Consider the following 22,857-nt stretch of genomic DNA (forward strand, 5'->3'; position numbering starts at 1 on the left):
CCGATGGTATTGCCGTAACAGGTGGGAGAGTAGGTCGGTGCCTTTTTTTACACGGAAGCCCTTGCTGGAAACAGTCAAGGGCTTCTTTCGTTTAAATACCTCCATGGCCGTCGACGGGGCTGATCCATCGGCCATGCTCCGCAACCGGCACTGTCCTCAGTCGCACAGTGCATCTTCATAGAAGTCTGCCGATCAATCTTAGTCCAAACTTGCAATTGTATCGATAGTGGCTATTTCATAACTGAAGTACAGGAGTGCTCTTAAACAATAGATACGCCATAGCCATATTGCTTTTCTATAATTCTTGTATTCATGTTTTTGTATCTTGCTGTAAATATTACTTATTGGTCATATGAGAAATTGTTTCATCATCGCTTTCCTACTATTGTTTATCTTGAGATCAGGTATTTCCCAAGAGGTGCAAGATTACACTTTTCTTTCTTATGAAAACTATCTTCCAACTCCGGAGATAGGTATTGTTGATTTTTATAAGAACTTAAATGAAAAATGGAAATGTAATTGGAATATGAATCATGATAAAGCTTATGTAAGATTCGAGGTTAGTAAGGATAGTACCGTTAAGGTTGTTTCTAGCAACATTGGACATGTCGATATGATTGAGGAAATGAATCAGAAATTTTCTTCCATATCGAAGTTTAACATTCGATCCGAAGAAAGTAATGGTAACATATGATTTTAATTGAGTAACTTTGCATGGCAATGGGTACATTATTGGATAAAGGAGTTAAACCGTATAATCATTACGGGGCTTATTTAAAGCAAAAGTATAACGGACAGAGAGTGTTTAAAGTGATTGTGGATGGTAATTTTACTTGTCCAAATCGCGATGGCAGTAAGGGCTACGGCGGTTGTACGTACTGTAATGTTGATTCTTTTACACCGGATACAGCCCGCAAAATTCCTTCGATACGGGAACAAGTGGAATCGGGGATCGAAAGAGCCCGCAATAGCTATGGAGCTGAAAAGTTTATTATCTATTTCCAGCCAAACACGAATACGTATGCGCCGACTCATTTACTGAAAATGATGTATGATGAGGCCCTAAGCATTGATCCTGAAAATACCTTAGGTCTCTCCGTGGGAACACGTCCTGATTGTTTAGATTTTGAAAAGATCGCGTTATTGGAATCTTATACGGATCGTTATGATGTAGATTTAGAAATGGGAATGGAATCTATCTACAACGATACATTGGAGAAAATTAATCGAGGCTGCTCACACGATGAGTTTGTTCAGGCAATGGATATGTTAAAGAATACTCCTCTGGAGATTTGTGTACATACAATTTTTGGTTTTCCATGGGAATCTGAAGAGATGATGTTAAAGTATGCAGACGAGATTAACCGGTTTCCACAGATTAAATTTGTGAAATTGCACCACTTGCATATTGTAGAAGGCTCCATTATGGGGGTAAAATATAAAAGAGAACCTTTTGAACTTTTCTCGATAGAAGGTTATACTGATTTCTTAGCCAAATTGATTCCAAGATTACGGCCTGATCTGATTATTCAACGTATTTTCGGGATTGCAGACAAAGAATTGTTGATAGCACCAAATTGGGGCTTTCCCAAGTCACATATACAAACGGCAATAGATAAAGGTTTGGAGGCACGTCAGGTTGTGCAGGGGAGTCTTTTTTAAAGTCTATATCCGTTCCTATAAATTTTGCAACGCTTGCATTGAACCAGTGGTTTGAACGTAAAATAAGATAAATAAATAAGGCTTCTCTCGAGAAGCCTTATTTATTTATCTTATTAACGAAAAGGGGAGAGCTATTTTCCTTTTCCATTTAGCCCTCAACAATCGTTTTTAGATCCGCTGGAGAATAATTGATGGATTTTAAAGTTTTGTTGTCAGCAGTTCTGAATACTAAAAACTTGCCATCAACTTCTTTGTAATAAGATTCTACTCCTTTCAATTTATAGTGTTCTTGGGTAGCAATTGCTTCCGCTTCGTCTTTACATGCCTTACTCATGTTAGAACGTTGAACCTCATCAAAAAGGGCAGAGAATTTATCTTTTAAGCCAAATTCCAATACTGCGCCAGCAAGTACATATTGGATGTCACATAGTGCATCTGCAATCTCTACCAAATCTTTATCCTGGATGGCTTCTTCTAATTCTTTTAATTCCTCAGCAATCAACGATACCCTTAAAGCACATCGTTGTTCAGATGGAATAGTAGGCGTGTCAAGGATGGGATGTTGGAATGTTTTATGGAATTCCGCAACGGAAGAAAGTGTTTTCGGATCAGTCATATTCTTTGTTTTTTTATTTTAAAGAGCAAATATAAAAAATAAGGACGGTTAACTGAATGACCGTCCTTATTTTTATTGATATCCTTGAGCGATTAAAGGAGGTGCTTTAATTGCACGATTTCTCGTTCTTCTAGGTATCTCCAACGGCCACGAGGTAAGTCTTTTTTAGTCAGATTGGCATATACCACACGATCTAATTTAACTACTTCATATCCTAAAGATTCAAAAATACGACGTACGATACGATTTTTCCCTGAGTGAATCTGGATGCCGACTTCGCGTTTTGATCCGCCTTGAACATAGCTCAAATCGTCCGGTTTGATCACACCGTCTTCTAATTCGATACCAAAGTTAATTTTGTTAAAATCGCCCTGTGTAAGGCTTTTGTTTAGTTCGACATTATAGATTTTGCTGATGCTGTTACGCGGGTGCGAAAGCTTTTCGGCAAGGCTTCCATCATTTGTCATTAAAAGGAGTCCAGTCGTATTTCTATCAAGGCGACCAACAGGATAGATTCTTTCTTTGGTTGCTTTAGAAACAAGTTCCATCACCGTATGACGCTCTTGGGGATCGTCTGTAGTCGTGATATAATCTTTTGGTTTGTTTAACAAAACATAAACATTTTTTTCACGTTTCAAGCGTTCGTTGTTGTAGCGGATTTCATCTGTTGCAGGGTCTACTTTAGTACCCAATTCGGTAACAGGTTCTCCATTTACCCAAATGACACCAGCCGTGATAAGTTCATCTGCTTTACGTCTTGAACAAATACCAGCATTGGCGATGTAACGATTCAAACGAACTAAGCCGTCGTCTTCTGACTCCGCAGCTTTTTTCTTTGGACGTTTAATATATTGTTTTTCACCAAAGTTCTTGTTGTCATCGAAATTTCGACTTCTTTCTCCGTCAAATTTTCTGTTTGAAGACCTTGGACCGTCATTTCTGTCGGTACGTTTGAAGCTATCTTTTTTGTCGAAAGAACGCTCTGATCTGTCGAATGACCTTGGACCGTCATTTCTGTCGGTACGTTTGAAGTTATCTTTTTTGTCGAAAGAGCGTTCTGATCTGTCGAATGACCTTGGACCGTCATTTCTGTCGGTACGTTTGAAGTTATCTTTTTTGTCGAAAGAACGTTCCGATCTGTCGAATGATCTTGGACCGTCATTTCTGTCGGTACGTTTGAAATTATCTTTTTTGTCGAAAGAACGTTCTGATCTGTCGAATGATCTTGGACCGTCATTTCTGTCGGTACGTTTGAAGTTATCTTTTTTGTCGAAAGAACGTTCTGATCTGTCGAATTTATTGAAGGAATCTTTTTTATCAAAAGATCGTGAAGAATCATTTTTATCAAATGAACGAGATCCTCTACCGAATGATTTTTCTGAATTATCTTTTGAACGGGAGGAATTATTATCTTTTTGGAATGATGGTCTGTCTGAGAATTTTTTAGATCCGAATGATCTATTTTCACGATTATCATCTTTTCTGAAAGATCCTCTTTCAGAAGAGTCGTTTGACCCGTATGATTTTTTTCCGAAACTATTGTTCTTATCGCCTCTAGATTTGAAGCTGTCTGAGTTGCCTCGTGACTTTCTGGAGTTGTCATCACGACTGTTCCTTTTATTGCTGAATGGCATTGTGTTTTACTAAAAATGTGAACAGCAAAGTTAGGTATAATTTTGGGTTTTGCGAAAAAATCCTTATCTTTTTGTCTTTTCCTGAATTTACTTCATTTTTAAACTAAAAAAGCCCCTTTAAAGTGCTTAGGAGGTAACTATTTGTTTTTTAAATAAATAGTGTTTACCTTTGTACCCTTGAATTTGAACCAAGCTATTTTTTGATCGATTAGAGTCGTGGATAGGATAGCATTAAGGGAGTAAATGATAAGAAAGAAAGTTTTATGTAGTAGTGTGATTTTGTTTGCTTTATTGCTGTCAAAATTATACTCAACCCCACACAACAACGCTTCGAACGGCGGTCAGATCGCCGAGCCAAAGCTCATCTTAATTCCAGCTCATTCTGGAAAAGATGAAGAGAATAAAGAAAAAAGCAATTCGTTTGAATCTTATATGAGTTCATTGACATTTGCCGAAGATTCCTTACCTATGGATCGTCCGCTTGTGGAAAGTAAATTGCGCAAATTTTTCAATCGATTCGCGTTTAAAAAGACAGGATCATACGATATGCATAGAAAGGCAGAAACCTATTTGCCGATGATCGCAAAGACTCTTAAATCACATGGTATTCCGGAGGACTTTAAGTACATTCCATTGGTGGAAAGCGGGCTCAGTAAGGCTGTAGTTTCCTCCAAGGGGGCAGGTGGCTATTGGCAGTTTATGCCTGCAACAGCCCGTTTGTATGGATTGAGAGTGAATGGTAAAGTAGATGACCGGAAAGATCTTGTCAAATCTACGCATGCTGCTGCCAGGTACCTTAAATATCTGTATGCCCAATTTGGAAACTGGACTTTGGTGGCTGCTGCATACAATGTCGGTGATGGTAGTCTAAAGGGCTCCATGAGGAGGCAAAAAAAGGACGATTATTTTGCGTTGAAGTTGAATAATGAAACTGGTTCCTATGTATACAAGCTAGTTTCGATGAAGGAAATTATTGAACATCCGCAGAAACATGGCTATTCGCGTTATGCAAATAAAGAATTGGAGACTTTAGATAAGGAACCTAATATGCTGTAAAATCAGTTGAATTAAAATAATGGCTACAGTGCAATAGAAAAGGCTTTCGATGTTGAAAGCCTTTTCTATTGCACTGCATTTCTAAGTAGTGTATTATCGATGGATTCTTATCTTAAATCGACTATATCGAATCCTTGGTAGTCATTTTTGTTAAATACGAATAGATTGTCTGAAAGTACCTTATTGCCCTGTTGTGAAGCTAATGTATATGTATAGCGGTTTCCACTTTTATCGAATATAGTGGTATCATAGATCAAATTTGTTGCTTTATTGATGCGTAGCTTTATCTTTGAATAGTTTTTTTTGCTATCCACTGGGGTTAAATTGACGACATTCAGTGTAAGTCCATTGACCTTTTCGGTATTGGTCAATGTATACTTAAAGCCAGTTGTATAGAAGCTAAAGATGTTTGTTGCGTTGATCTCGTTGGTCGAATTGCTGGCTTCCGAGATTTCAACTTCCTTTTCGGCTTTCATGATATTCCACTGTGTCTTGGAGTCTGATATCAATACTTGATTTTTGGTGTTCACCTGATATTTGTTGTTAGCCTTGTCCAGATATAGGGTTCCAGCATCAGCATGTGATCCTCCGTTCGCTTGTTTAATATGCAATGAGAAATTGGCCTGTATTGTTTTGTATGTATTGTACTTTTGGCTTACTTTCGTCAATAGCGCCTTAGCAGCCGCATCATTTTGTGCATAGCTGTTTTGACTGTATATCATAAATAGCAGCCCTACAATAAACCATAATTGTTTTTTCATTTTAGTTGTCCTTTTTTAACGTCTCCAAAAATTGTTCTAATGAATACTCATCTGGATAGAGCACTTCGCGTGCTTTACTTCCTTCAAATGGACCTACAATTCCTGCAGCTTCCAATTGATCGATGATTCGTCCTGCTCTATTATAACCCAATTTTAATTTACGTTGGATTAATGAAGTTGAGCCTTGCTGATGCATGACAATCAATCGGGCAGCTTCTTCAAACAATTGATCGCGGTCTTTGGGATCGAAATCTGTACTACCAGAACCATCACCGTTTTCATCTACGTATTCCGGAAGCATAAATGCCGAAGGATAGCCTCGTTGTGCACCGATGTAGTCGGAAATCTGTTCAACTTCAGGCGTATCGACAAATGCACATTGGATACGTATCAGATCACTTCCAGTTGCCAGTAGCATATCACCTCGACCGATCAACTGATCTGCACCTCCTGTATCGAGAATGGTCCGTGAATCGACTTTTGATAAAACACGGAATGCAAGACGAGCAGGGAAGTTGGCCTTGATTGTACCGGTAATGATATTAACAGAAGGTCGCTGGGTCGCTATGACTAGGTGAATACCCACTGCACGGGCTAATTGGGCCAAGCGCGCAATTGGCGTTTCTACCTCTTTTCCTGCTGTCATCATCAAGTCGGCAAATTCATCAACAATAAGAACGATATAAGGTAAGAATCGATGACCCTCCTCAGGGTTTAATCGGCGATTGATAAATTTTGCATTATATTCCTTTAAATTACGTACCTGAGCATTTTTTAACAAATCATAACGTTGATCCATCTCTATACACAAGGAATTTAGCGTGTTAATTACTTTTTTAGTATCGGTAATAATGGCGTCTCCGTCATCAGGTAATTTCGCAAGGAAGTGTCGTTCCACTTTTTTGAATAAAGAGAGCTCCACTTTTTTAGGGTCAACAAGTACAAATTTGAGCTCAGCCGGATGCTTTTTGTACAGCAAAGAGGTCAGAATGGCATTAATACCGACTGATTTACCTTGGCCGGTAGCACCTGCAACCAAGAGGTGGGGCATTTTCGCCAAATCTGCAATATACACTTCATTAGAGATTGTTTTACCTAACGCGATAGGGAGATCCATTTCTGTTTTTTGAAACTTTTCTGTAGCCAGGACCGATCGCATGGATACCATCTCCGGATTGGAGTTTGGTACCTCAATACCGATTGTTCCCTTTCCGGGCATAGGTGCAATAATTCGGATGCCTAAAGCAGCAAGACTTAAGGCAATGTCATCTTCCAGATTCTTGATTTTTGAAATCCTTACGCCTGGTTTCGGTATAATTTCATACAGCGTTACCGTTGGACCTATGGTTGCTTTGATGCTTTCGATCTCTATGCTATAGTTTCTCAGGGTATCAACAATCTTGTTTTTGTTTGCTTCAAGTTCGTGTTGATTGATTGTTATTTTACCCCCACCATAGTCTCTCAATAAATCCAAAGTTGGGTGTTGATAACCCGAAAGATCCAATTTTGGATCATATTGTCCGAATTGCGCCACCAGGTCGCTGGCAGTAATTTCTTTTTCTTCTTTGATATCTTCGACAACCAGACCTGGTACTGCTTCCACTTCTAGTGATGGTTCAGGTTCTTTTTGTGACGGAGTTGCAACAGCTGGCGGTTGGTATTCACGTATTAGCGGTACTTCTGCGTCTTCAAATTCTTCATTCGGCTGGTCAATCGTAAAACTGATAGATGGTGTATTATCTGTTCGATCCAACGGACTATCATCAAATGATAGTACCACTTTGTCTTTCGGATCAATCTGTACATCAGGTATTGGATGATGGGTAAATGCAGGGCGTTGAAGCTCTTCTTGTACTTCTTTTTCACGGGCAGATTGAAAACGCTCGTTGATGGATGTCGGCCGTTGGATAGATTCCCGGACAGATTGGATGGAATCATCTTCAATATGAATTTTATTCCTTAGGTTTTGCGTAGCGTATTCATCTTCGTCCTCCTGATCTATATCCTCCGAAAATGACTTGGATTTTCTATTGCTGAAAAGAACAAATTTGAAATCGAGGTTGTAAAGTAAGATTAATGTGGTCATATAGGCAAAACCTAATATACACCCAACGCCCACAATGCCAACTTGCGCTTCCAATAATTTATTGGTCCAAAAGCCAAATTTACCCTCGAGCATATGTGGAGTGTCGGCCATAAATCCATGTAAGAAACCCAATGTTACGGAAATAAAAACGATGGCGACAAAGGAATAGACCACAGTGCGGTACAATGGAAGCAAAGATTTTTTAAACAGCAAGCGATATCCTAAGATAAAGAGCACTGGAATAAAAAGAAACGATGCAACGCCAAACCATTCGTACATGAACTGGTTGGCAAGCAATGCTCCAAACTTTCCTAATTTATTATCGACAACAGGTAGATCCACTGCTTCATCATTGATTTCTTCTACAGACCGGAATAATGTAGACCAGCCGCCATTGGTTTTAGCGATATAACTTTGATCGTCTTCCCAAGTGAATAGATAGGAAACGAAAGCTGTGGCAAAAGCCAACGAAAGGAAGATCAATAAAATTCCTAATATCTTGACCGCCTTTTGCTGTGCATCAGAATAATCTGTTGGTACAGCGTTTTTTAGACTTTTTTCTTTTTTAAATGTTGTCGATTCCTTTTGAGGGGCACGTTTGCCAGAAACTGAATTTCCTGTCTGCCTAAATGTATTTCCTTTGTTTGACATTGAAAAGCTCACAATTATACTGCGTACAAACTTAGTTATTTTGATAGTATTTTAAGGATGCCTATGACCTATTATTTTAAGTTTGTCGTTTTTTATGAATGAATAAATTTAGATGTCGCTAAAAAGCGCGATAGGTATAAGGACTAGCAAATACTATGCCCTGCAAATAGGTCGGTTAAAAGAATGGCGAATAGCTGTAATGGATTGCTGGTGCTTTGTATATTCTTGGAGTTGCAGTAAAATATGTAGTTTTACGAAAAATACAAAAGATAGCATGAACAAGTTTGAGATACGTAAAGCGACATTAGCTGATAAAGGACGAATTTGGGAAATTATACAGCAGGCAATTGCCTTAAGGAAGGAACAAGGCAGCAGGCAATGGCAAGATGGGTATCCGAATGAGGACGTCGTGCAATCGGATATTGATAAAGGATATGCCCATGTCGTTGAAGTAGCGCATAGGATTGTAGGTTATGTTGCAATAATTTTTGATGTGGAACCTGCTTATGATGATATCGATGGGAAATGGTTGAGCAATGGTCCCTATGTCGGTATACACAGACTCGCCTCGGCGCAAGACCCCCATATGAAGGGTGTGGGAACGGCTATTATGCGGGGTGTTGAGGAGATTGCAATTGATCATTCGGTTTATAGTATCAAGGTAGATACTAATTTTGATAATGGTGGTATGTTGCATGTGTTTGAAAAATTGGGATACCAATATTGTGGTGAGGTGCATTTTAGAGGTGCGTCACGTAACGCTTTTGAAAAACTACTAAAATAATCGGCTCAATTTTTTCATAATGAAAAAAAAGCTTTCGACTGCATAACAAAAAGTCCCTTTTGATTTGCTCAAAAGGGACTTTTTCACCTATAGGGTTCAATAAACCACAAGCATTAATCTACAATAATCAGGTAGTAATTCTTTTTACCACGTTGTGCAACAATATATTTATTGTTTAGCAGGTGATTGATTGTAATTGAGGCGTCAATATCCGTAGCTTTTTCTCTATTGATAGAAACTCCCCCGCCTTGTAGCATTTTTCGGGCTTCGCCTTTTGAAGGGAATACTTGGGTCTGAACAGCCAGTAAATCAAGAATATTAATTCCTGCAGCGAGATTTGTACGAGCGATCTGGAATTGCGGAATACCTTCAAATACTTCTAGAACAGCCTCATGATCTAAGTTGTCCAAGAATTCCAACGAACCATTTCCAAAAAGAAATTCAGAAGTTTTGATAGCTGTTTCATAAGCTTCTTCTGAGTGTGTGCGAATGGTGATATCTTTTGCTAATGCTTTTTGAACTAAACGTAGATGAGGTGCAGCATCATGGTCTGCAATAATAGCCTCTATTTCGTTCTGAGGTTTTAGCGTAAAAATTTTGATCCAGTTTTTAGCATCATCATCGGACGTATTCAACCAAAATTGGTAATATTTATATGGCGAAGTTTTCTTTGGATCTAACCATACTGCGCCAGATTCTGTTTTTCCAAATTTTTGGCCATCCGCTTTTTTGATCAATTGTGTGGTGATAGCATAGGCTGTTCCTTGATCCTGACGACGAATCATTTCACTTCCTGTTACGATATTACCCCATTGATCGGACCCACCCATCTGAATTTTGCAGTTGTGGTGCTTCCAAAGGTAATAGAAGTCATATCCTTGAATCAATTGATAGGTAAACTCTGTAAATGAAAGCCCATTGTCACCTTCTAAACGTTTTTTCACAGAATCTTTTGCCATCATATAGTTAACGGTAATCATTTTACCGATATCACGGATAAAATCCAAAAATTTAAAATCTTTAAACCAATCGTAATTATTAACCATTTGGGCGTCATTTTCACCTTCTCCAAATTCGAGAAATTTGCCTAACTGTTTTTTCAGACAAGCTACATTATGCTGTAGGGTAGCTTCGTCCAACAAGTTACGCTCTGCAGATTTGAAAGAAGGGTCTCCAATCATCCCCGTTGCTCCTCCAACTAAAGCAACCGGCTTATGGCCCGCATTTTGGAAGTGGATCAAGGTCATGATTTGAGTTAAGTGTCCTACGTGTAGAGAGTCTCCTGTGGGGTCAAAACCGATATAACCAGCGACTTTTTCCTTATTTAGTAAGTCTTCAGTTCCCGGCATAATGTCTTGTAACATGCCTCTCCAACGTAATTCTTCTACAAAGCTCATTGTTAAATGGATTTAATTTTTTAATTTACAAGATGCAAAGATAGGAGATTAAGCGTATATTGAGCGAATAAATCCGTATAAAACCACACGCTAATAAGCTGGTATGAATTTTTTATCACATTTTTATTTTGAACGGTTTGCCACTAATCCCGAACGTATTGTAGGTGGATTACTACCCGATCTATTAAAGAATGCTGATAAATCTTTTATGCTAAAGCCTCGTCAGTATGAAGATGAGCTTTTGAATAATCCTTTATTGGAGCAAATGTATATCGGTTGGAACCGTCATATTGAAGTGGATCGGCTTTTTCATAATTCAACTTATTTTTTTCATCATACGCATCAGCTAAAGTTACAAATTCAGCCGAGTTTGGTGGGATTGCCTATCCGGCCTTCCTTTATGGCACATATTGGGCTAGAGCTTTTGTTGGACCATATACTCACGCAAAAGAGCGCTGTTTCAGTCGATAAATTCTATGCCGCGTTAATACACGTCAACCAAGATGCCCTGCGGAAGTTTTTAGCAGTAAACCAGCTTCATGACATTCCGAAGTTTGAAAAATTCTATCATCAGTTTATAGACTGGAAGTATATTTACGACTATGCACAGGTGGAAAAAATTGCCGGGGCGCTTTTTAATATTTGTAGGCGATTGTGGCATTTTGACGTTTCAGCGCAGCAAAGACAGGCGCTTACGGAACAGCTGATTTCTTATCTGCATATACAGATGGCCGATTATCAGGAAATTTACCAGTATATTCAATATGAGCTGATGGACTTTAGTTAGCCTATCAGAAAATACCAATAGTATAAGACCTTGAAAATATTTATTTTCGCATAATTTTAAGTATCAAAACTAAATTTACATGTCACATAGACTTTTTCGGAAGAAAAGTGTTGATCAGATTCTCCATGACACTCAAAAAGAGGAGGGAACAGGCCTTGCAAAGGTATTGGGTGTAACCGATCTGGTTTCTTTGGGTATCGCCGCCATTGTTGGAGCTGGAATCTTCAGCACAATTGGATTGGCCAGTTATGAAGGTGGACCTGCAGTATCACTTCTCTTCGTTTTTACAGCTTTTGCCTGTGTTTTTACGGCATTGGCTTATGCGCAATTTGCCAGTACAGTTCCTGTTTCGGGCTCTGCGTATACCTATGCTTATGTGGCATTTGGTGAATTGTTTGCCTGGATCATCGGTTGGGCATTGGTTTTAGAGTATGCGGTTTCGAATACGGTGATTGCGATTTCATGGTCGCAATATTTTGTCTCCATGCTGGAGGGCTTTGGGGTTCACATACCGCCTTGGTTATCCATGGCTCCAGGCTACGCTTACGATGCTGTAGACAAAATGAACCAGCATGGCGCGGCTGCCTTAACTGCAATCGATCAGCATGGGTTAGATGCTTTTAATAGTGCTCCGCGAATCGGAGGGCTACCCATTATTTTCGATTTACCAGCAGGAGTTATTACATTTTTGGTCACATGGTTGGTTTATATCGGTATAAAGGAATCTCAAAAAGCGAGTATGATCATGGTGATGATCAAAGTTGCTATTATTCTGGCGGTAATATTTGGTGGAATATTCTTCATAAAGCCCGAGAATTGGACACCATTTGCACCTAATGGCCTTAAAGGTGTACTCGGAAGTGTTGCCGCTGTGTTCTTTGCCTTCATCGGATTCGATTCGATATCGACAACTGCTGAAGAGTGTAAAAATCCGCAGCGCGACCTGCCTAAAGCCATGATTTATTGTTTATTGATTTGTACGGTACTGTATGTAGCCATAACCTTGGTATTGACAGGAATGGTCAACTATACAGAATTGAACGTAAAGGATCCATTGGCTTTTGTCTTTAAGTATGTCGGCTTTGATCATATGGCGGGAATTATATCGGTGGCTTCTGTAATTGCCATCACTAGTGCCTTACTGGTATATCAACTGGCTCAACCAAGAATCTGGATGACCATGAGCAGGGATGGTCTGTTGTGGAAGAAATTTGCAACGATCCATCCCAAATATAAAACGCCTTCTTTCGCTACGATCGTCACGGGGTTGGTGGTAGCCATCCCGTCGTTATTTTTTAAAATGGACTTCTTTGTGGATCTGACGAGCGTGGGCACCTTTTTTGCCTTTATCCTTGTTTGTGCAGGCGTATTGTATATGGACTATTCCGGCTTATCTACAAAATCGAAATTTAAGGTTCCTTATATCAACGGTAAATATTTAGTCGGTGGTGGACTGTTAATTGCTATTGTGCTCATTTTTATCTACGGCCAGGGAACGGTGCAAGAATGGAAATCGCTGTCGGCACTTGAAATTATAGAACATAAAATGCTCGTTATTATATTTTGGCTGATTTGGCTTGGGCTAAGTGTTTACAGTTTCAAAATGAATTTTTCTTTATTGCCTGTCGTTGGCATCTTGATCAACCTGTATTTAATGACCGAATTGGGCGCCAGCAACTGGATTATATTTGTGATCTGGCTCGTGGTCGGCCTGGCTGTGTATTTTATGTATGGCTATAAACATTCTAAGTTAAACAAGTTGACCCAAGTATAACAGATGACATCCTATTCAAAAAAGGAGCTATCTGTCGTAAGATAGCTCCTTTTTTGAATCCTTTATATAGTTATTAGAATCTCCATAGGAGAATCCGGCTTACTTTGTTGCCTTGTTCCATGCGGATCACCTCGGTCTCTTTTACATTTATTTTCTTTAGTTTGTGTTGTAGAAAGCGGATGTCTTCACGATGTGCTACTAACGTCGTAAACCATTTTACTTGATCTTTGTGAAACTGGCTTTCAAAGATCATGCGTGACAAGAAGGCTTTTTCACCGCCATCGCACCATAATTCGCTTCCCTGCCCCGAAAAAGTTTGTGTCACCGGTTTTTCGTCTATTTTAGCATCTTTTACACCTGTGGTTTTGCGGATGGATTGTTGTAAAGCTTCGGTTTGAGAGCTAAAAAATGGCGGGTTACAGATCACTACATCATATTTTTCACCTGGAAGGATAATATCTTTGAATATGGCCTTTGGATTATTTTGTAGGCGTATTTGTATGCTCTTTTTTAGGCTCATGTTTGTCCGTGTTATCTCGATTGCATTTTTGTATGCGCTCTTAATAATTTCGGAGCCTACAAAGCTCCAGCCATATTCCTGATGACCGATGATCGGGTAAATACAATTGGCACCAACACCGATATCGAGGATATGGATATTTCCGCCTTTTGGAATTTCATTGTTGTTGTCGCGCGCAAGCACATCCGCGATATAATGAATATAATCTGCACGGCCTGGGATAGGAGGGCAAAGATTCTCTTTGGGAATATCCCAGTGTTGAATATGATAGTATTTCTTTAGAAGCGCCTTGTTTAATGTCTTAACGGCATCAGGATTGTTAAAATCGATGGATTTTACCTTGTAAGCGTTTTCTATTACAAATTCCTTGAGCGAGGGTTCTACTTTGCTCAGTTCTTCAAAATTGTAGTTATCGAGATGTCTATTTCTAGGATGTAATTTCTTTTTTGGATTAGCGTCTGCCATGATGTATTATTTGCAACAAAAGTAATGCAATTCTATTGAATAAAAAAGGTGATGCTTTGGCATCACCTTGAGAAGTATTAATCTTTGCGTATGAGATGGACTTCTGAAGTCTGTGGAAAATTGAGCGGTACGCGCTCTATCGTAACAAAACTGGAATCCAAACCGAAACCTTTTTCTTCGGATAAACTCATTTTTTTGAGGTAACCATAGATGTCCATAATAACCTTTTCTATCCACGTCATCTGATTGGTTTTGGAAAGTACTTTTTCTAAAACAACAAATTTAAAATCGCCTGGTATATTATGTTTACGTAAGGTATCGTACTGGCTAGTGATGTCAATTTCACCTTTTTTCACCATTTCTTCCACAACTTTTCTAAACAATAAACTGATGCGTTGCTCTTCTCTAAAGCCAAGTTTGAAATCAATTCGTATTAACTTCCCTGGGATAAGTTGATCGATCGAATATTCTTTGGTATGTGGATGATCCATCACGTCAACATGTACCAGCCAATAGACGTCAGCCCGCTTTGGTTTTTTATTTATTATGGAATAAATAATTTTAGCTTCTATCTCTGATTTAAAATTTGCGCTTGTTAGGTACACTAAATGCGATGCATATGGTGGAACAGATTTGTCTTCGCTTAATTCTGAGATGATAGGGTAATATTTGTTGATATTGATAAAGTTGACATAGCGATTTTTAATTTTTCGCGCTGTATACCAACAATACATCGTTACAAATAATGCCGTGGCAAGCATCAGGGTTAACCAGCCTCCGTGGGCAATTTTTACCCCATTTCCGACTAAGAAAGTTAACTCGATGACAAAGTAGGCGATCAAGAATAGGGCAATCACTGCTCGATTGACTTTTTTCATCGACAGAAAATAACCCATTAAGACTGTCGTCATCAAAACGGTTAGATTGATAGCGAGACCATAGGCTGCATCCATTCGGCTTGATTCTTCGAAAACCCAGATGACAATCATACAGCCTATCCATAAAATTAAATTTATGGAAGGAACATACAGCTGTCCTTTATGTTCGCTTGGATAGCGGATAGCAACTTTAGGCCATATATTCAATCGCACTGCTTCGGAAATCAATGTATAAGATCCGGATATCATGGCTTGACTCGCTATGACAGCCGCAATTGTCGCAATAGCGATACCATAGCCGATAAACCAATCGGGCATGATCGAGTAGAAGGGGTTTGATCCTCCTAGAACACGTCCTTCCTGGGTCAATAACCAGGCACCTTGTCCGAAATAATTTAATATCAGCGTGATCTTTACATAAATCCAGCTAATACGGATGTTGTTTTTACCACAGTGCCCCATATCCGAATATAAAGCCTCGGCTCCGGTAGTACATAAAAACACCGCGCCAATCAATAATAGCGAATGCGGGTACGTAATCAGAATATGAAAGGCATAATAGGGGTTGATTGCTTTCATCACTTCCGGTGCAAGGTGGAGATGGGATAAACCAAGCACGCCAATAATTGAAAACCAGATGGTCATCAGCGGTCCAAAAACCTTTCCAACAACGGATGTTCCAAATCGCTGAATAATAAATAACAAGGATATGATTGTAACGACGATAGGAACTGTAGGTAACCCTGGGAATTTGATGTCTAGACCTTCAATAGCCGAGGATATTGTAATTGCAGGTGTGATCATTCCATCAGCCAATAAGGTGGCTGCACCTATCATCGCAGGGAAGATCAACCAAGGCGCGCGCTTACGTACCAAAGAATAAAGGGATAAGATGCCACCTTCACCTTTATTGTCTGCCCGTAGTGTAATCCAAACGTATTTAATCGTTGTTTGGAGGGTCAGCGTCCAAAAAACGCAGGATAGTCCTCCCAAGACCAGGTCTTTTTGGATGGCTCCTTGTCCCATGATTGCTTTGAAAACGTATAATGGGGAAGTTCCTATATCTCCAAAAACAATTCCTAAACTGATCAATAATCCGGCGAAACTCACCTTATTGATACTGCTGTGATGACTATTGTCTGCCATTTATCAATTATTTTATTTCAAAAATATACTGCAAAAATATACTTTTTGCCTGTACTTTAAGTAAGTACATTTGCTGCGCCAAATTTTAGCATTTCCTTTGACATGCGCAATAGCTGTTAAAATTTGTTAAAAGAAACTTGGAAAGGCTCTTGTTGATAAAAAACTTTTAAACAAAATACTAACTTTGTTGTTGATAATTCAAATAGTTAGCGTTATATTTGATTAAACCGTAACCAGTATTTGAAGTCTAATTTAACACTATGGGGAGAAATCTACTTAAAGCAGCTTTTTTAACACTATTATCCGCACTGACATTGTGCAGTGGGGGGGCTCGGGTGTATGCAAAGTCTCCTTATGACCTTACTTTTTCGCAACATATTTGGGACGGCAATGAGGCAATCGGAGGGGATAAAACGATCAAAGAGACCGAGAAATTGATCAATAATGTTAAAGTATTTTATAATCCGATTGCTGAACAGATAAACCTTTCTTTTAAATTGGCAAAATCTTCGGGTGTTTCTATTAAAGTCATGGACGCATTAGGCAATGAGATTCTTCAATTAATGAATGGTAATCTGGATTCAGGAATTCAAAATCTTTCATTTGAGCATGGCGGAAAATTAACCACAGGATTTTACTTCGTAAGGGTAGTGGCTGGTTCTGAAACTGTTGTTAAAAGATTTTCTATCCGATAAGGAGATAATTTATAGCGGAATTCGTTAGTATACAAAAACAGCAGCGGGAATCATTTGATTCCCGCTGCTGTTTTTGTATACTTTTAGTTGTAGGCTTTAGTCTTGTAATTCTTCGATCCAAAGGCCATCATCTTTAATGATTTTGATCAATTCGTCCAAGGCATGTACAGAACTCACATTTTTCTTGACAACCTGCTGGCCCCTATACAATGTAACTTTATCAGGTCCCGCTCCGACATAGCCATAGTCTGCATCAGCCATTTCACCAGGGCCATTAACAATGCAGCCCATGATACCAATTTTTAACCCTTTTAAATGGTTCGTGCGGCTTCGAATCATTTGAGTAGTTTCTTGTAGATCAAACAAGGTTCTGCCACAGCTTGGGCAGGAAATATATTCGGTCTTGGATATTCTGGATCGTGTTGCCTGCAAAATTCCGAAAGATAATGAGGCTATGTTTTCTAATGCCGTTGCAGGAGAATCAATCCAGATTCCCGATCCTAAGCCATCGATCAATAGCGCCCCTAGATCTGTCGATGCATAAAGCTGTATTTTGGAAATAGGTTCTTCGGGATTCATAAATTCACCAATAGGGCCTGAGAAGTCTTCTTTTGGATAGGAGCGTTTGATAATGACTGGATTGTTGATGCCTATTTCCTGTAAATTACGGAAAAATTGCCTTTGATCTGCCATCCCGTGCAAGTAATCGGTTTCTACTATAAATACGACAGTTTTGTCAAGCTGTAAAGATTCAAACAATGGGGTCAATAAATCTGAATTGCAGATTTTGACCATATTCAACACCTTATCTTTATGGTCCGATGCTATGAATTGGTCCAAGGTAAAAAGGGGATGAATGTTGGTTTTATCCGCAAGTTTGAACCAGGTGTCGTAATTGTAAATCTGCTTCAGGTTGGCTGGCATGGTGAAAGACGGTAAACTATCTGCGAGATAGACAAAGTCTACAGACTGCTCCCCCATGTGATATTTATCTAACAGGATATCATAGCGATAGCCAACTTTGGTGAGTATCTGGGCGTCTTTCAAATTTTCTTTTGAGATATCAACAACAATCCTGGGAACTAAAGCCCCCCCGATGAATGTATTTACTTCTTGGCTGGTATAAGGGACAACGGGTGTGTCTGTGGATAATTGAACAATTTCTTGTTTGGGCTGGAGCTCGAGGTTTGCCTGCCGTTTGCTATATCGATTGACAAGTGCTATTGCAACAGGGGCTTCGCGTTCGGGCTCTTCGGTTAACGATACGCGTACAGTATCTCCCAGTCCATCTTCCAGCAGTGTTCCAATGCCGACGGCAGATTTTACACGACCGTCTTCACCGTCTCCTGCTTCGGTTACTCCGAGATGTAGCGGATAGTTCATGTTTTCGGAAACCATTTTTTCGACCAACAAACGGTAGGCTTTAACCATGACCTGCGGATTGGATGATTTCATCGAGATACAGAGATTATAAAAATTCAGGTCTTCGCACATCCGGATAAACTCCATGGCCGATTCGACCATGCCTTCAGGCGTATCGCCATAATGGCTCATAATTCTGTCGGATAAGGAACCATGGTTGGTGCCAATGCGCATGGCGGTACCGTTTTCTTTACAAATATTGACAAGTGGTGCAAATTTGTGATAAATGCGCTCCAATTCGAGTTTATATTCAGCCTCGGTATACGACAGCTGATCGAATTTTTTCTTGTCCGCATAGTTTCCGGGGTTGACCCTTACTTTCTCTACGATACGGGCTGCTACCTCGGCAGCATTCGGTGTAAAATGAATGTCAGCAACCAAAGGAACTTGATATCCTCTTCGCCGGAGTTCATTCTTTATATTGGCTAAATTATGTGCTTCTTTAATACTGGGAGCGGTAATACGAACGTATTCGCAGCCCGCTTCGACCATCCGAATGGTCTGTTCAACTGACCCAATCGTATCCATCGTATCTACCGTTGTCATACTTTGAATACGAATGGGATTATTGCCACCCATGGGGGTATCACCGATTTGAATTTCCCTTGTTTTCCATCTCGAATAATCTACCTTGGAATTGCAATAGATTCCAGGCAATGTCAACATATTACTTGTGTCCATATCTAACACAAAGTTAACTTTTCTTGACTAAAAATCGGCTGTCAATTAATATCTTCTAATTTTTATTGATGCAATACCACCGTTGATGTCAAAATCGAATTTTTGAGTAGCTGTGTCGTAATTTATCGATTTTACCTCTCCTTCGCTTTTGAGGAAATCGCCCTGATAATCTGTAGACGATAACGCATTGTCGCTTGTAATACGGCAGGCAGCATTTTTTGGGATCATGATTTCGATAGAGGAGGCTCCGGCGTCCATTGAAATTTTTGTTGTAGCTAGTGGCTGACCTAATTTTAGTTTTAAACTTGTTGCACCGGCATCGATATCTAATGCCTCTATTTTATAGGGGGAAAGATCCAGCTTGGCATCGATCGCGCCGACATCAAAATTCAGGTTCCACACGATGTTGGGGTTTAAAGCAATAAAAGTATTATTATTTTTGCTATTGAAATCCTTGTTTTGGAATTTCCCTTTTAAGTTGATGTCAACTTTTTCGGTAGACTCTCCATTTACTGTTACGCCCAGTAAATATTCTTTTGAGGTATTATATGCCGAGAAGATCTGTGACGTCGTGCTGCTATCATTTCTTAATGAGGTGGCGCCTAAATCAAGATTTAAGGTAGCGCTATGGATTTTATCGTCCAGTGGTACGTTTAGCTTTTCTGTCGTATAATTCGTTTTATCATTTGGATCATCGTTATATTTGACGCCAAGGGTTTTACTTTTTAATAGCTGTGTTAAAAGTGGTTCTTTGGGTGTAGATAGGCCGATGTATGTCAAAAAACCTAAAATGACCACGGTAGAGCCAATGGTAACAAATTGTCCAATCTGCTGATCTTTGGGTACCAGCATACGAATTCCGGCAAGAACGATGAACAGCGGCCAATATCTAAAAATACCGGCCCAATTGAATGAAATTGTGTCAAGCTGTGACAATAATAAGACAACGCCTATAAAGAGAATGGTGATACCAGTTGTTATTCTTCGTGTATTCATAACTAATTCTGTTTGTTAATATATCTCAAAAGTAATTCGATTTGAGAGATACCGTATGAATGTTTAGGCTATTATACATAAAAAATCGGTAAATGTGACTAATTGATCGGTAAGTAATTTCGTTTTTCCTTTACTTTTTGGCTTTTCGCTTGTTTATATATTAGCGGGAATTAATTACCTTTAATGGATATCTCGGCTTAATATAGTCCTATAATTGACGTAATACATTGAAATTAAATAGATAACATGATCTTTCATCACATTGGTGCATATCTCATACTCCTTAAATCAGTATTTAAAAGACCGGAGAAGGGCCGGATTTATTGGAAGGAAACCGTATTGGCAATGACCGATATTGGTATTGGCTCGCTCGGCCTTATCGTCATTATCTCCACGTTTATTGGTGCTGTTATGACCATGCAAATAGCCTTTCAGATGGTTTCGGACTTGATCCCTAATTCGATTATAGGTTCTATCAATCGGGATTCGAATATCTTGGAATTGGGGCCAACGATCTCTGGGTTGGTTTTAATGGGGAAAATTGGTTCGTCCATATCTTCACAGATTGGATCTATGCGTGTTACAGAGCAGATTGATGCCTTGGAAATTATGGGGATCAATGCTCCTGGCTATCTGATTTTGCCCAAAATTTTGGCTGGTGTCACCATGATTCCGATGTTGGTTATTATTTCCATCGTGTGCGCCCTGGTGGGCGGCTTGTTGGGGGGATCCCTTTCGGGAGCTGTTACGCAGGCAGATTATATTTTGGGGATTCAAGATGGCTTTAATGGTTTTACCGTAACGGTGGCGCTTGTGAAGGCCGTGGTCTTTGGATTTATTATTACATCGGTTTCTGCTTATAAAGGATATCATGTGAAGGGCGGGGCTTTGGAAGTTGGGCAGGCGAGCACGGAAGCTGTTGTGGTAGGCTGTATTACCATTCTAGCGGCGGATTATGTAATTACGGCACTAATGCTTTAAAAAGATTTTATGATTCAAATCGAAGATATTAACAAGTCGTTTGGTGATAATCATGTGCTGAAAGGTATCAGCGCGAATTTTGAACCTGGTAAAGTAAGTTTGATTATTGGTGGTTCGGGGTCGGGAAAGAGCACCTTACTGAAGTGTATCGTGGGGTTACATCAACCGGAAAAAGGAAAGGTCATTTTTGACGGCAAAGATTTTACACGGATGAATTTTGAAGAACGTGTTCCCATTCGTAAAGAAATAGGTATGCTTTTTCAGAATTCAGCATTATTTGACTCAATGACTGTTGAACAAAATATTATGTTTTCTTTGGATATGTTTACGGACATGTCGAAAGCGGAGAAATTAGACCGGGCAAACCATTGTCTAGAACAGGTTAATCTGGAGGGAAGGAATAAGCTATTTCCTGCCGAGCTCTCTGGTGGGATGAAAAAGCGGGTAGGTATTGCGCGTGCAATCAGTATGAATCCCAAATACCTTTTTTGTGATGAGCCTAATTCGGGTCTGGACCCTGAAACTTCTATTGTTATCGATGAGTTGGTTTTGAAGATTACCCAAGAATTAAAATGTACAACAGTTGTTGTTACGCATGATATGAATTCTGTGATGGGAATAGGGGAATATATTTTGTTTCTTTACCAAGGGGCGAAATTTTGGGAAGGTTCCAACAAGGATATGATGCGCTCGGATGTGAAAGAATTAAACAACTTTGTCTTTGCAAGTCCATTGATGAAAAGTGCTAAGGCCTCAATGGGGTAATAGTGGGTAAGATTATTGTTTTAGTGCGCCCGATTTTAGGCGTTGATCAGGGTTAGGATCATGCAGATTTCTTTTATATTGAAATTTAGCTTAGTTTTGTCGGAAAATTTTGATTTTGGCAGCAACAAATATACAACTATTGACTCCACAGCATTGGAGGGACTATGAACTCATTGATTGTGGTGATTTTGAAAAATTGGAACGCTTTGGTGATTTAATTCTGATCAGACCAGAGCCTCAGGCTGTATGGCCTAAGGCGTTGAGTGAAGCAGAGTGGAACAAGCGTTATCATATCAAATTCAAAGGTCGTTCGGCTACTTCTGGAGAATGGTTGAAGAAAAATCCGAAGGTTCAGGACCGTTGGCACATCGAATATAAAAATAGCGACGTGGCCATCAAATTTAGATTGGGCCTGACATCTTTTAAACACGTCGGGATATTTCCGGAACAGGCTGTAAATTGGGACTATATTTCGGAATCTGTTCGTTCATTTAAGACGGGAAAACCAAAGGTTCTCAATCTTTTTGCATACACGGGAGGAGCATCTTTAATAGCGAAAGCTGCTGGCGCGGATACAACTCACGTGGATTCGATTAAACAGGTTGTTACCTGGGCGAATGAAAATATGGAAATTTCCAACTTGGATAACATTCGCTGGGTTGTTGAGGATGCGTTAAAGTTTGTGAAGCGTGAACTGAAAAGAGGTAATACCTATAATGGAATTATTTTGGATCCACCAGCTTATGGACATGGCCCGAAAGGCGAGAAATGGAAATTAGAAGACCACATTATGGAAATGATGACAGATGTTGTTCAACTATTGGATCCTAAAGAACATTTCTTGATTTTAAATACGTATTCTTTAGGTTTCTCTTCGGTTATTGTGGAAAATTTAATTAAGACTGCTTTTCCGAAGGTTGAAAACTTAGAAATAGGCGAGCTATTTTTACAGGCAACTGCAGGGCCGAAACTTCCACTTGGCGTATTTGGTAAATTCCGTAAGATAGCGAAGTAAGACGGTCAAAAGATTTCTGATAACAAACACGGGGCGCTTATTTAAGCGCCCCGTGTTTGTTATCAGATACAATTGTTTTAATATG

Annotated in this window: 20 protein-coding genes; 11 read left to right on the plus strand and 9 right to left on the minus strand. The window is 39.4% G+C overall.

Annotation, left to right across the window (positions count from 1 at the left end):
- The 3 genes from J2X77_RS21205 to J2X77_RS21215 form a co-directional block, all read left to right on the plus strand.
- A partial coding sequence (locus J2X77_RS21205) for a hypothetical protein (protein WP_310082369.1) occupies nucleotides 1–181 on the plus strand: 181 nt, incomplete at its 5' end.
- A gap of 171 nt (nucleotides 182–352) precedes the next feature.
- The gene (locus J2X77_RS21210; RefSeq protein ID WP_209581280.1) at nucleotides 353–694 is read left to right on the plus strand and encodes a hypothetical protein; all 342 of its coding nucleotides are present in this window, start codon (nucleotides 353–355) and stop codon (nucleotides 692–694) included.
- A gap of 26 nt (nucleotides 695–720) precedes the next feature.
- Nucleotides 721–1,662, plus strand: a complete 942-nt coding sequence (locus J2X77_RS21215; RefSeq protein WP_209581625.1) for a TIGR01212 family radical SAM protein — start codon at nucleotides 721–723, stop codon at nucleotides 1,660–1,662.
- A gap of 148 nt (nucleotides 1,663–1,810) precedes the next feature.
- On the opposite strand, the gene J2X77_RS21220 is transcribed toward J2X77_RS21215, so the two are convergent.
- Complete coding sequence (locus J2X77_RS21220) at nucleotides 1,811–2,278, minus strand: nucleoside triphosphate pyrophosphohydrolase family protein (protein WP_046671593.1); 468 nt, start codon at nucleotides 2,276–2,278, stop codon at nucleotides 1,811–1,813.
- 92 nt (nucleotides 2,279–2,370) lie between these two features.
- Nucleotides 2,371–3,912 (minus strand): pseudouridine synthase, encoded by a 1,542-nt coding sequence (locus tag J2X77_RS21225; RefSeq protein ID WP_310082371.1) that lies wholly within the window; start codon nucleotides 3,910–3,912, stop codon nucleotides 2,371–2,373.
- A gap of 243 nt (nucleotides 3,913–4,155) precedes the next feature.
- On the opposite strand from J2X77_RS21225, the gene J2X77_RS21230 reads away from it, so the two are divergent.
- Nucleotides 4,156–4,968 (plus strand): lytic transglycosylase domain-containing protein, encoded by an 813-nt coding sequence (locus J2X77_RS21230; protein WP_310082372.1) that lies wholly within the window; start codon nucleotides 4,156–4,158, stop codon nucleotides 4,966–4,968.
- Nucleotides 4,969–5,075: 107 nt separating this feature from the next.
- Here the strand turns inward: J2X77_RS21230 and J2X77_RS21235 are convergent, their stop codons facing one another.
- Both J2X77_RS21235 and J2X77_RS21240 read right to left on the minus strand, forming a co-directional pair.
- Nucleotides 5,076–5,729 carry an outer membrane lipoprotein carrier protein LolA gene (locus tag J2X77_RS21235; RefSeq protein WP_209581292.1) on the minus strand — a complete coding sequence of 218 codons (654 nt, stop codon included), beginning with the start codon at nucleotides 5,727–5,729 and terminating at the stop codon, nucleotides 5,076–5,078.
- 1 nt (nucleotide 5,730) lies between these two features.
- The gene (locus J2X77_RS21240) at nucleotides 5,731–8,466 is read right to left on the minus strand and encodes a DNA translocase FtsK (protein WP_310082374.1); all 2,736 of its coding nucleotides are present in this window, start codon (nucleotides 8,464–8,466) and stop codon (nucleotides 5,731–5,733) included.
- 274 nt (nucleotides 8,467–8,740) lie between these two features.
- Here J2X77_RS21240 and J2X77_RS21245 point away from each other — a divergent pair, with 274 nt between their 5' ends.
- The gene (locus J2X77_RS21245) at nucleotides 8,741–9,250 is read left to right on the plus strand and encodes a GNAT family N-acetyltransferase (protein ID WP_209581298.1); all 510 of its coding nucleotides are present in this window, start codon (nucleotides 8,741–8,743) and stop codon (nucleotides 9,248–9,250) included.
- A 113-nt stretch (nucleotides 9,251–9,363) separates the two neighbouring features.
- Here the strand turns inward: J2X77_RS21245 and tyrS are convergent, their stop codons facing one another.
- On the minus strand, nucleotides 9,364–10,647 hold the full coding sequence (gene tyrS, locus J2X77_RS21250; RefSeq protein WP_209581301.1) for a tyrosine--tRNA ligase: 1,284 nt from the start codon (nucleotides 10,645–10,647) through the stop codon (nucleotides 9,364–9,366).
- A 103-nt stretch (nucleotides 10,648–10,750) separates the two neighbouring features.
- On the opposite strand from tyrS, the gene J2X77_RS21255 reads away from it, so the two are divergent.
- A complete protein-coding gene (locus tag J2X77_RS21255) occupies nucleotides 10,751–11,434 on the plus strand; it encodes a hypothetical protein (protein WP_293885330.1) in 684 nt (227 codons plus the stop codon).
- A 79-nt stretch (nucleotides 11,435–11,513) separates the two neighbouring features.
- Nucleotides 11,514–13,208, plus strand: a complete 1,695-nt coding sequence (locus J2X77_RS21260) for an amino acid permease (RefSeq protein WP_310082379.1) — start codon at nucleotides 11,514–11,516, stop codon at nucleotides 13,206–13,208.
- A gap of 73 nt (nucleotides 13,209–13,281) precedes the next feature.
- On the opposite strand, the gene rlmF is transcribed toward J2X77_RS21260, so the two are convergent.
- Together rlmF and J2X77_RS21270 are read right to left on the minus strand one after the other, a co-directional pair.
- Nucleotides 13,282–14,193, minus strand: a complete 912-nt coding sequence (rlmF, locus tag J2X77_RS21265) for a 23S rRNA (adenine(1618)-N(6))-methyltransferase RlmF (RefSeq protein ID WP_209581311.1) — start codon at nucleotides 14,191–14,193, stop codon at nucleotides 13,282–13,284.
- Between the two features lie 77 nt (nucleotides 14,194–14,270).
- Nucleotides 14,271–16,217 (minus strand): KUP/HAK/KT family potassium transporter, encoded by a 1,947-nt coding sequence (locus J2X77_RS21270; RefSeq protein ID WP_209581314.1) that lies wholly within the window; start codon nucleotides 16,215–16,217, stop codon nucleotides 14,271–14,273.
- A gap of 260 nt (nucleotides 16,218–16,477) precedes the next feature.
- Between J2X77_RS21270 and J2X77_RS21275 the strand changes: the two genes are divergently transcribed.
- Nucleotides 16,478–16,912, plus strand: coding sequence for a T9SS type A sorting domain-containing protein (locus tag J2X77_RS21275; RefSeq protein ID WP_209581316.1), 435 nt, complete (start codon nucleotides 16,478–16,480; stop codon nucleotides 16,910–16,912).
- 96 nt (nucleotides 16,913–17,008) lie between these two features.
- Here J2X77_RS21275 and ispG read toward each other — a convergent pair whose 3' ends face one another.
- Both ispG and J2X77_RS21285 read right to left on the minus strand, forming a co-directional pair.
- Nucleotides 17,009–19,015, minus strand: coding sequence for a (E)-4-hydroxy-3-methylbut-2-enyl-diphosphate synthase (ispG, locus tag J2X77_RS21280; protein WP_310082382.1), 2,007 nt, complete (start codon nucleotides 19,013–19,015; stop codon nucleotides 17,009–17,011).
- Nucleotides 19,016–19,060: 45 nt separating this feature from the next.
- Nucleotides 19,061–20,011, minus strand: coding sequence for a LiaI-LiaF-like domain-containing protein (locus tag J2X77_RS21285; RefSeq protein ID WP_310082384.1), 951 nt, complete (start codon nucleotides 20,009–20,011; stop codon nucleotides 19,061–19,063).
- A gap of 246 nt (nucleotides 20,012–20,257) precedes the next feature.
- On the opposite strand from J2X77_RS21285, the gene J2X77_RS21290 reads away from it, so the two are divergent.
- The 3 genes from J2X77_RS21290 (at nucleotide 20,258) to J2X77_RS21300 (ending at nucleotide 22,772) form a co-directional block, all read left to right on the plus strand.
- Nucleotides 20,258–20,992 carry an ABC transporter permease gene (locus J2X77_RS21290; RefSeq protein ID WP_209581330.1) on the plus strand — a complete coding sequence of 245 codons (735 nt, stop codon included), beginning with the start codon at nucleotides 20,258–20,260 and terminating at the stop codon, nucleotides 20,990–20,992.
- A 9-nt stretch (nucleotides 20,993–21,001) separates the two neighbouring features.
- Complete coding sequence (locus J2X77_RS21295; protein WP_209581341.1) at nucleotides 21,002–21,757, plus strand: ABC transporter ATP-binding protein; 756 nt, start codon at nucleotides 21,002–21,004, stop codon at nucleotides 21,755–21,757.
- Nucleotides 21,758–21,866: 109 nt separating this feature from the next.
- Complete coding sequence (locus J2X77_RS21300) at nucleotides 21,867–22,772, plus strand: class I SAM-dependent methyltransferase (protein ID WP_209581343.1); 906 nt, start codon at nucleotides 21,867–21,869, stop codon at nucleotides 22,770–22,772.
- Nucleotides 22,773–22,857: the final 85 nt, after the last annotated feature.

This window comes from Sphingobacterium sp. 2149, from assembly GCF_031455655.1.
Taxonomy (GTDB): domain Bacteria; phylum Bacteroidota; class Bacteroidia; order Sphingobacteriales; family Sphingobacteriaceae; genus Sphingobacterium.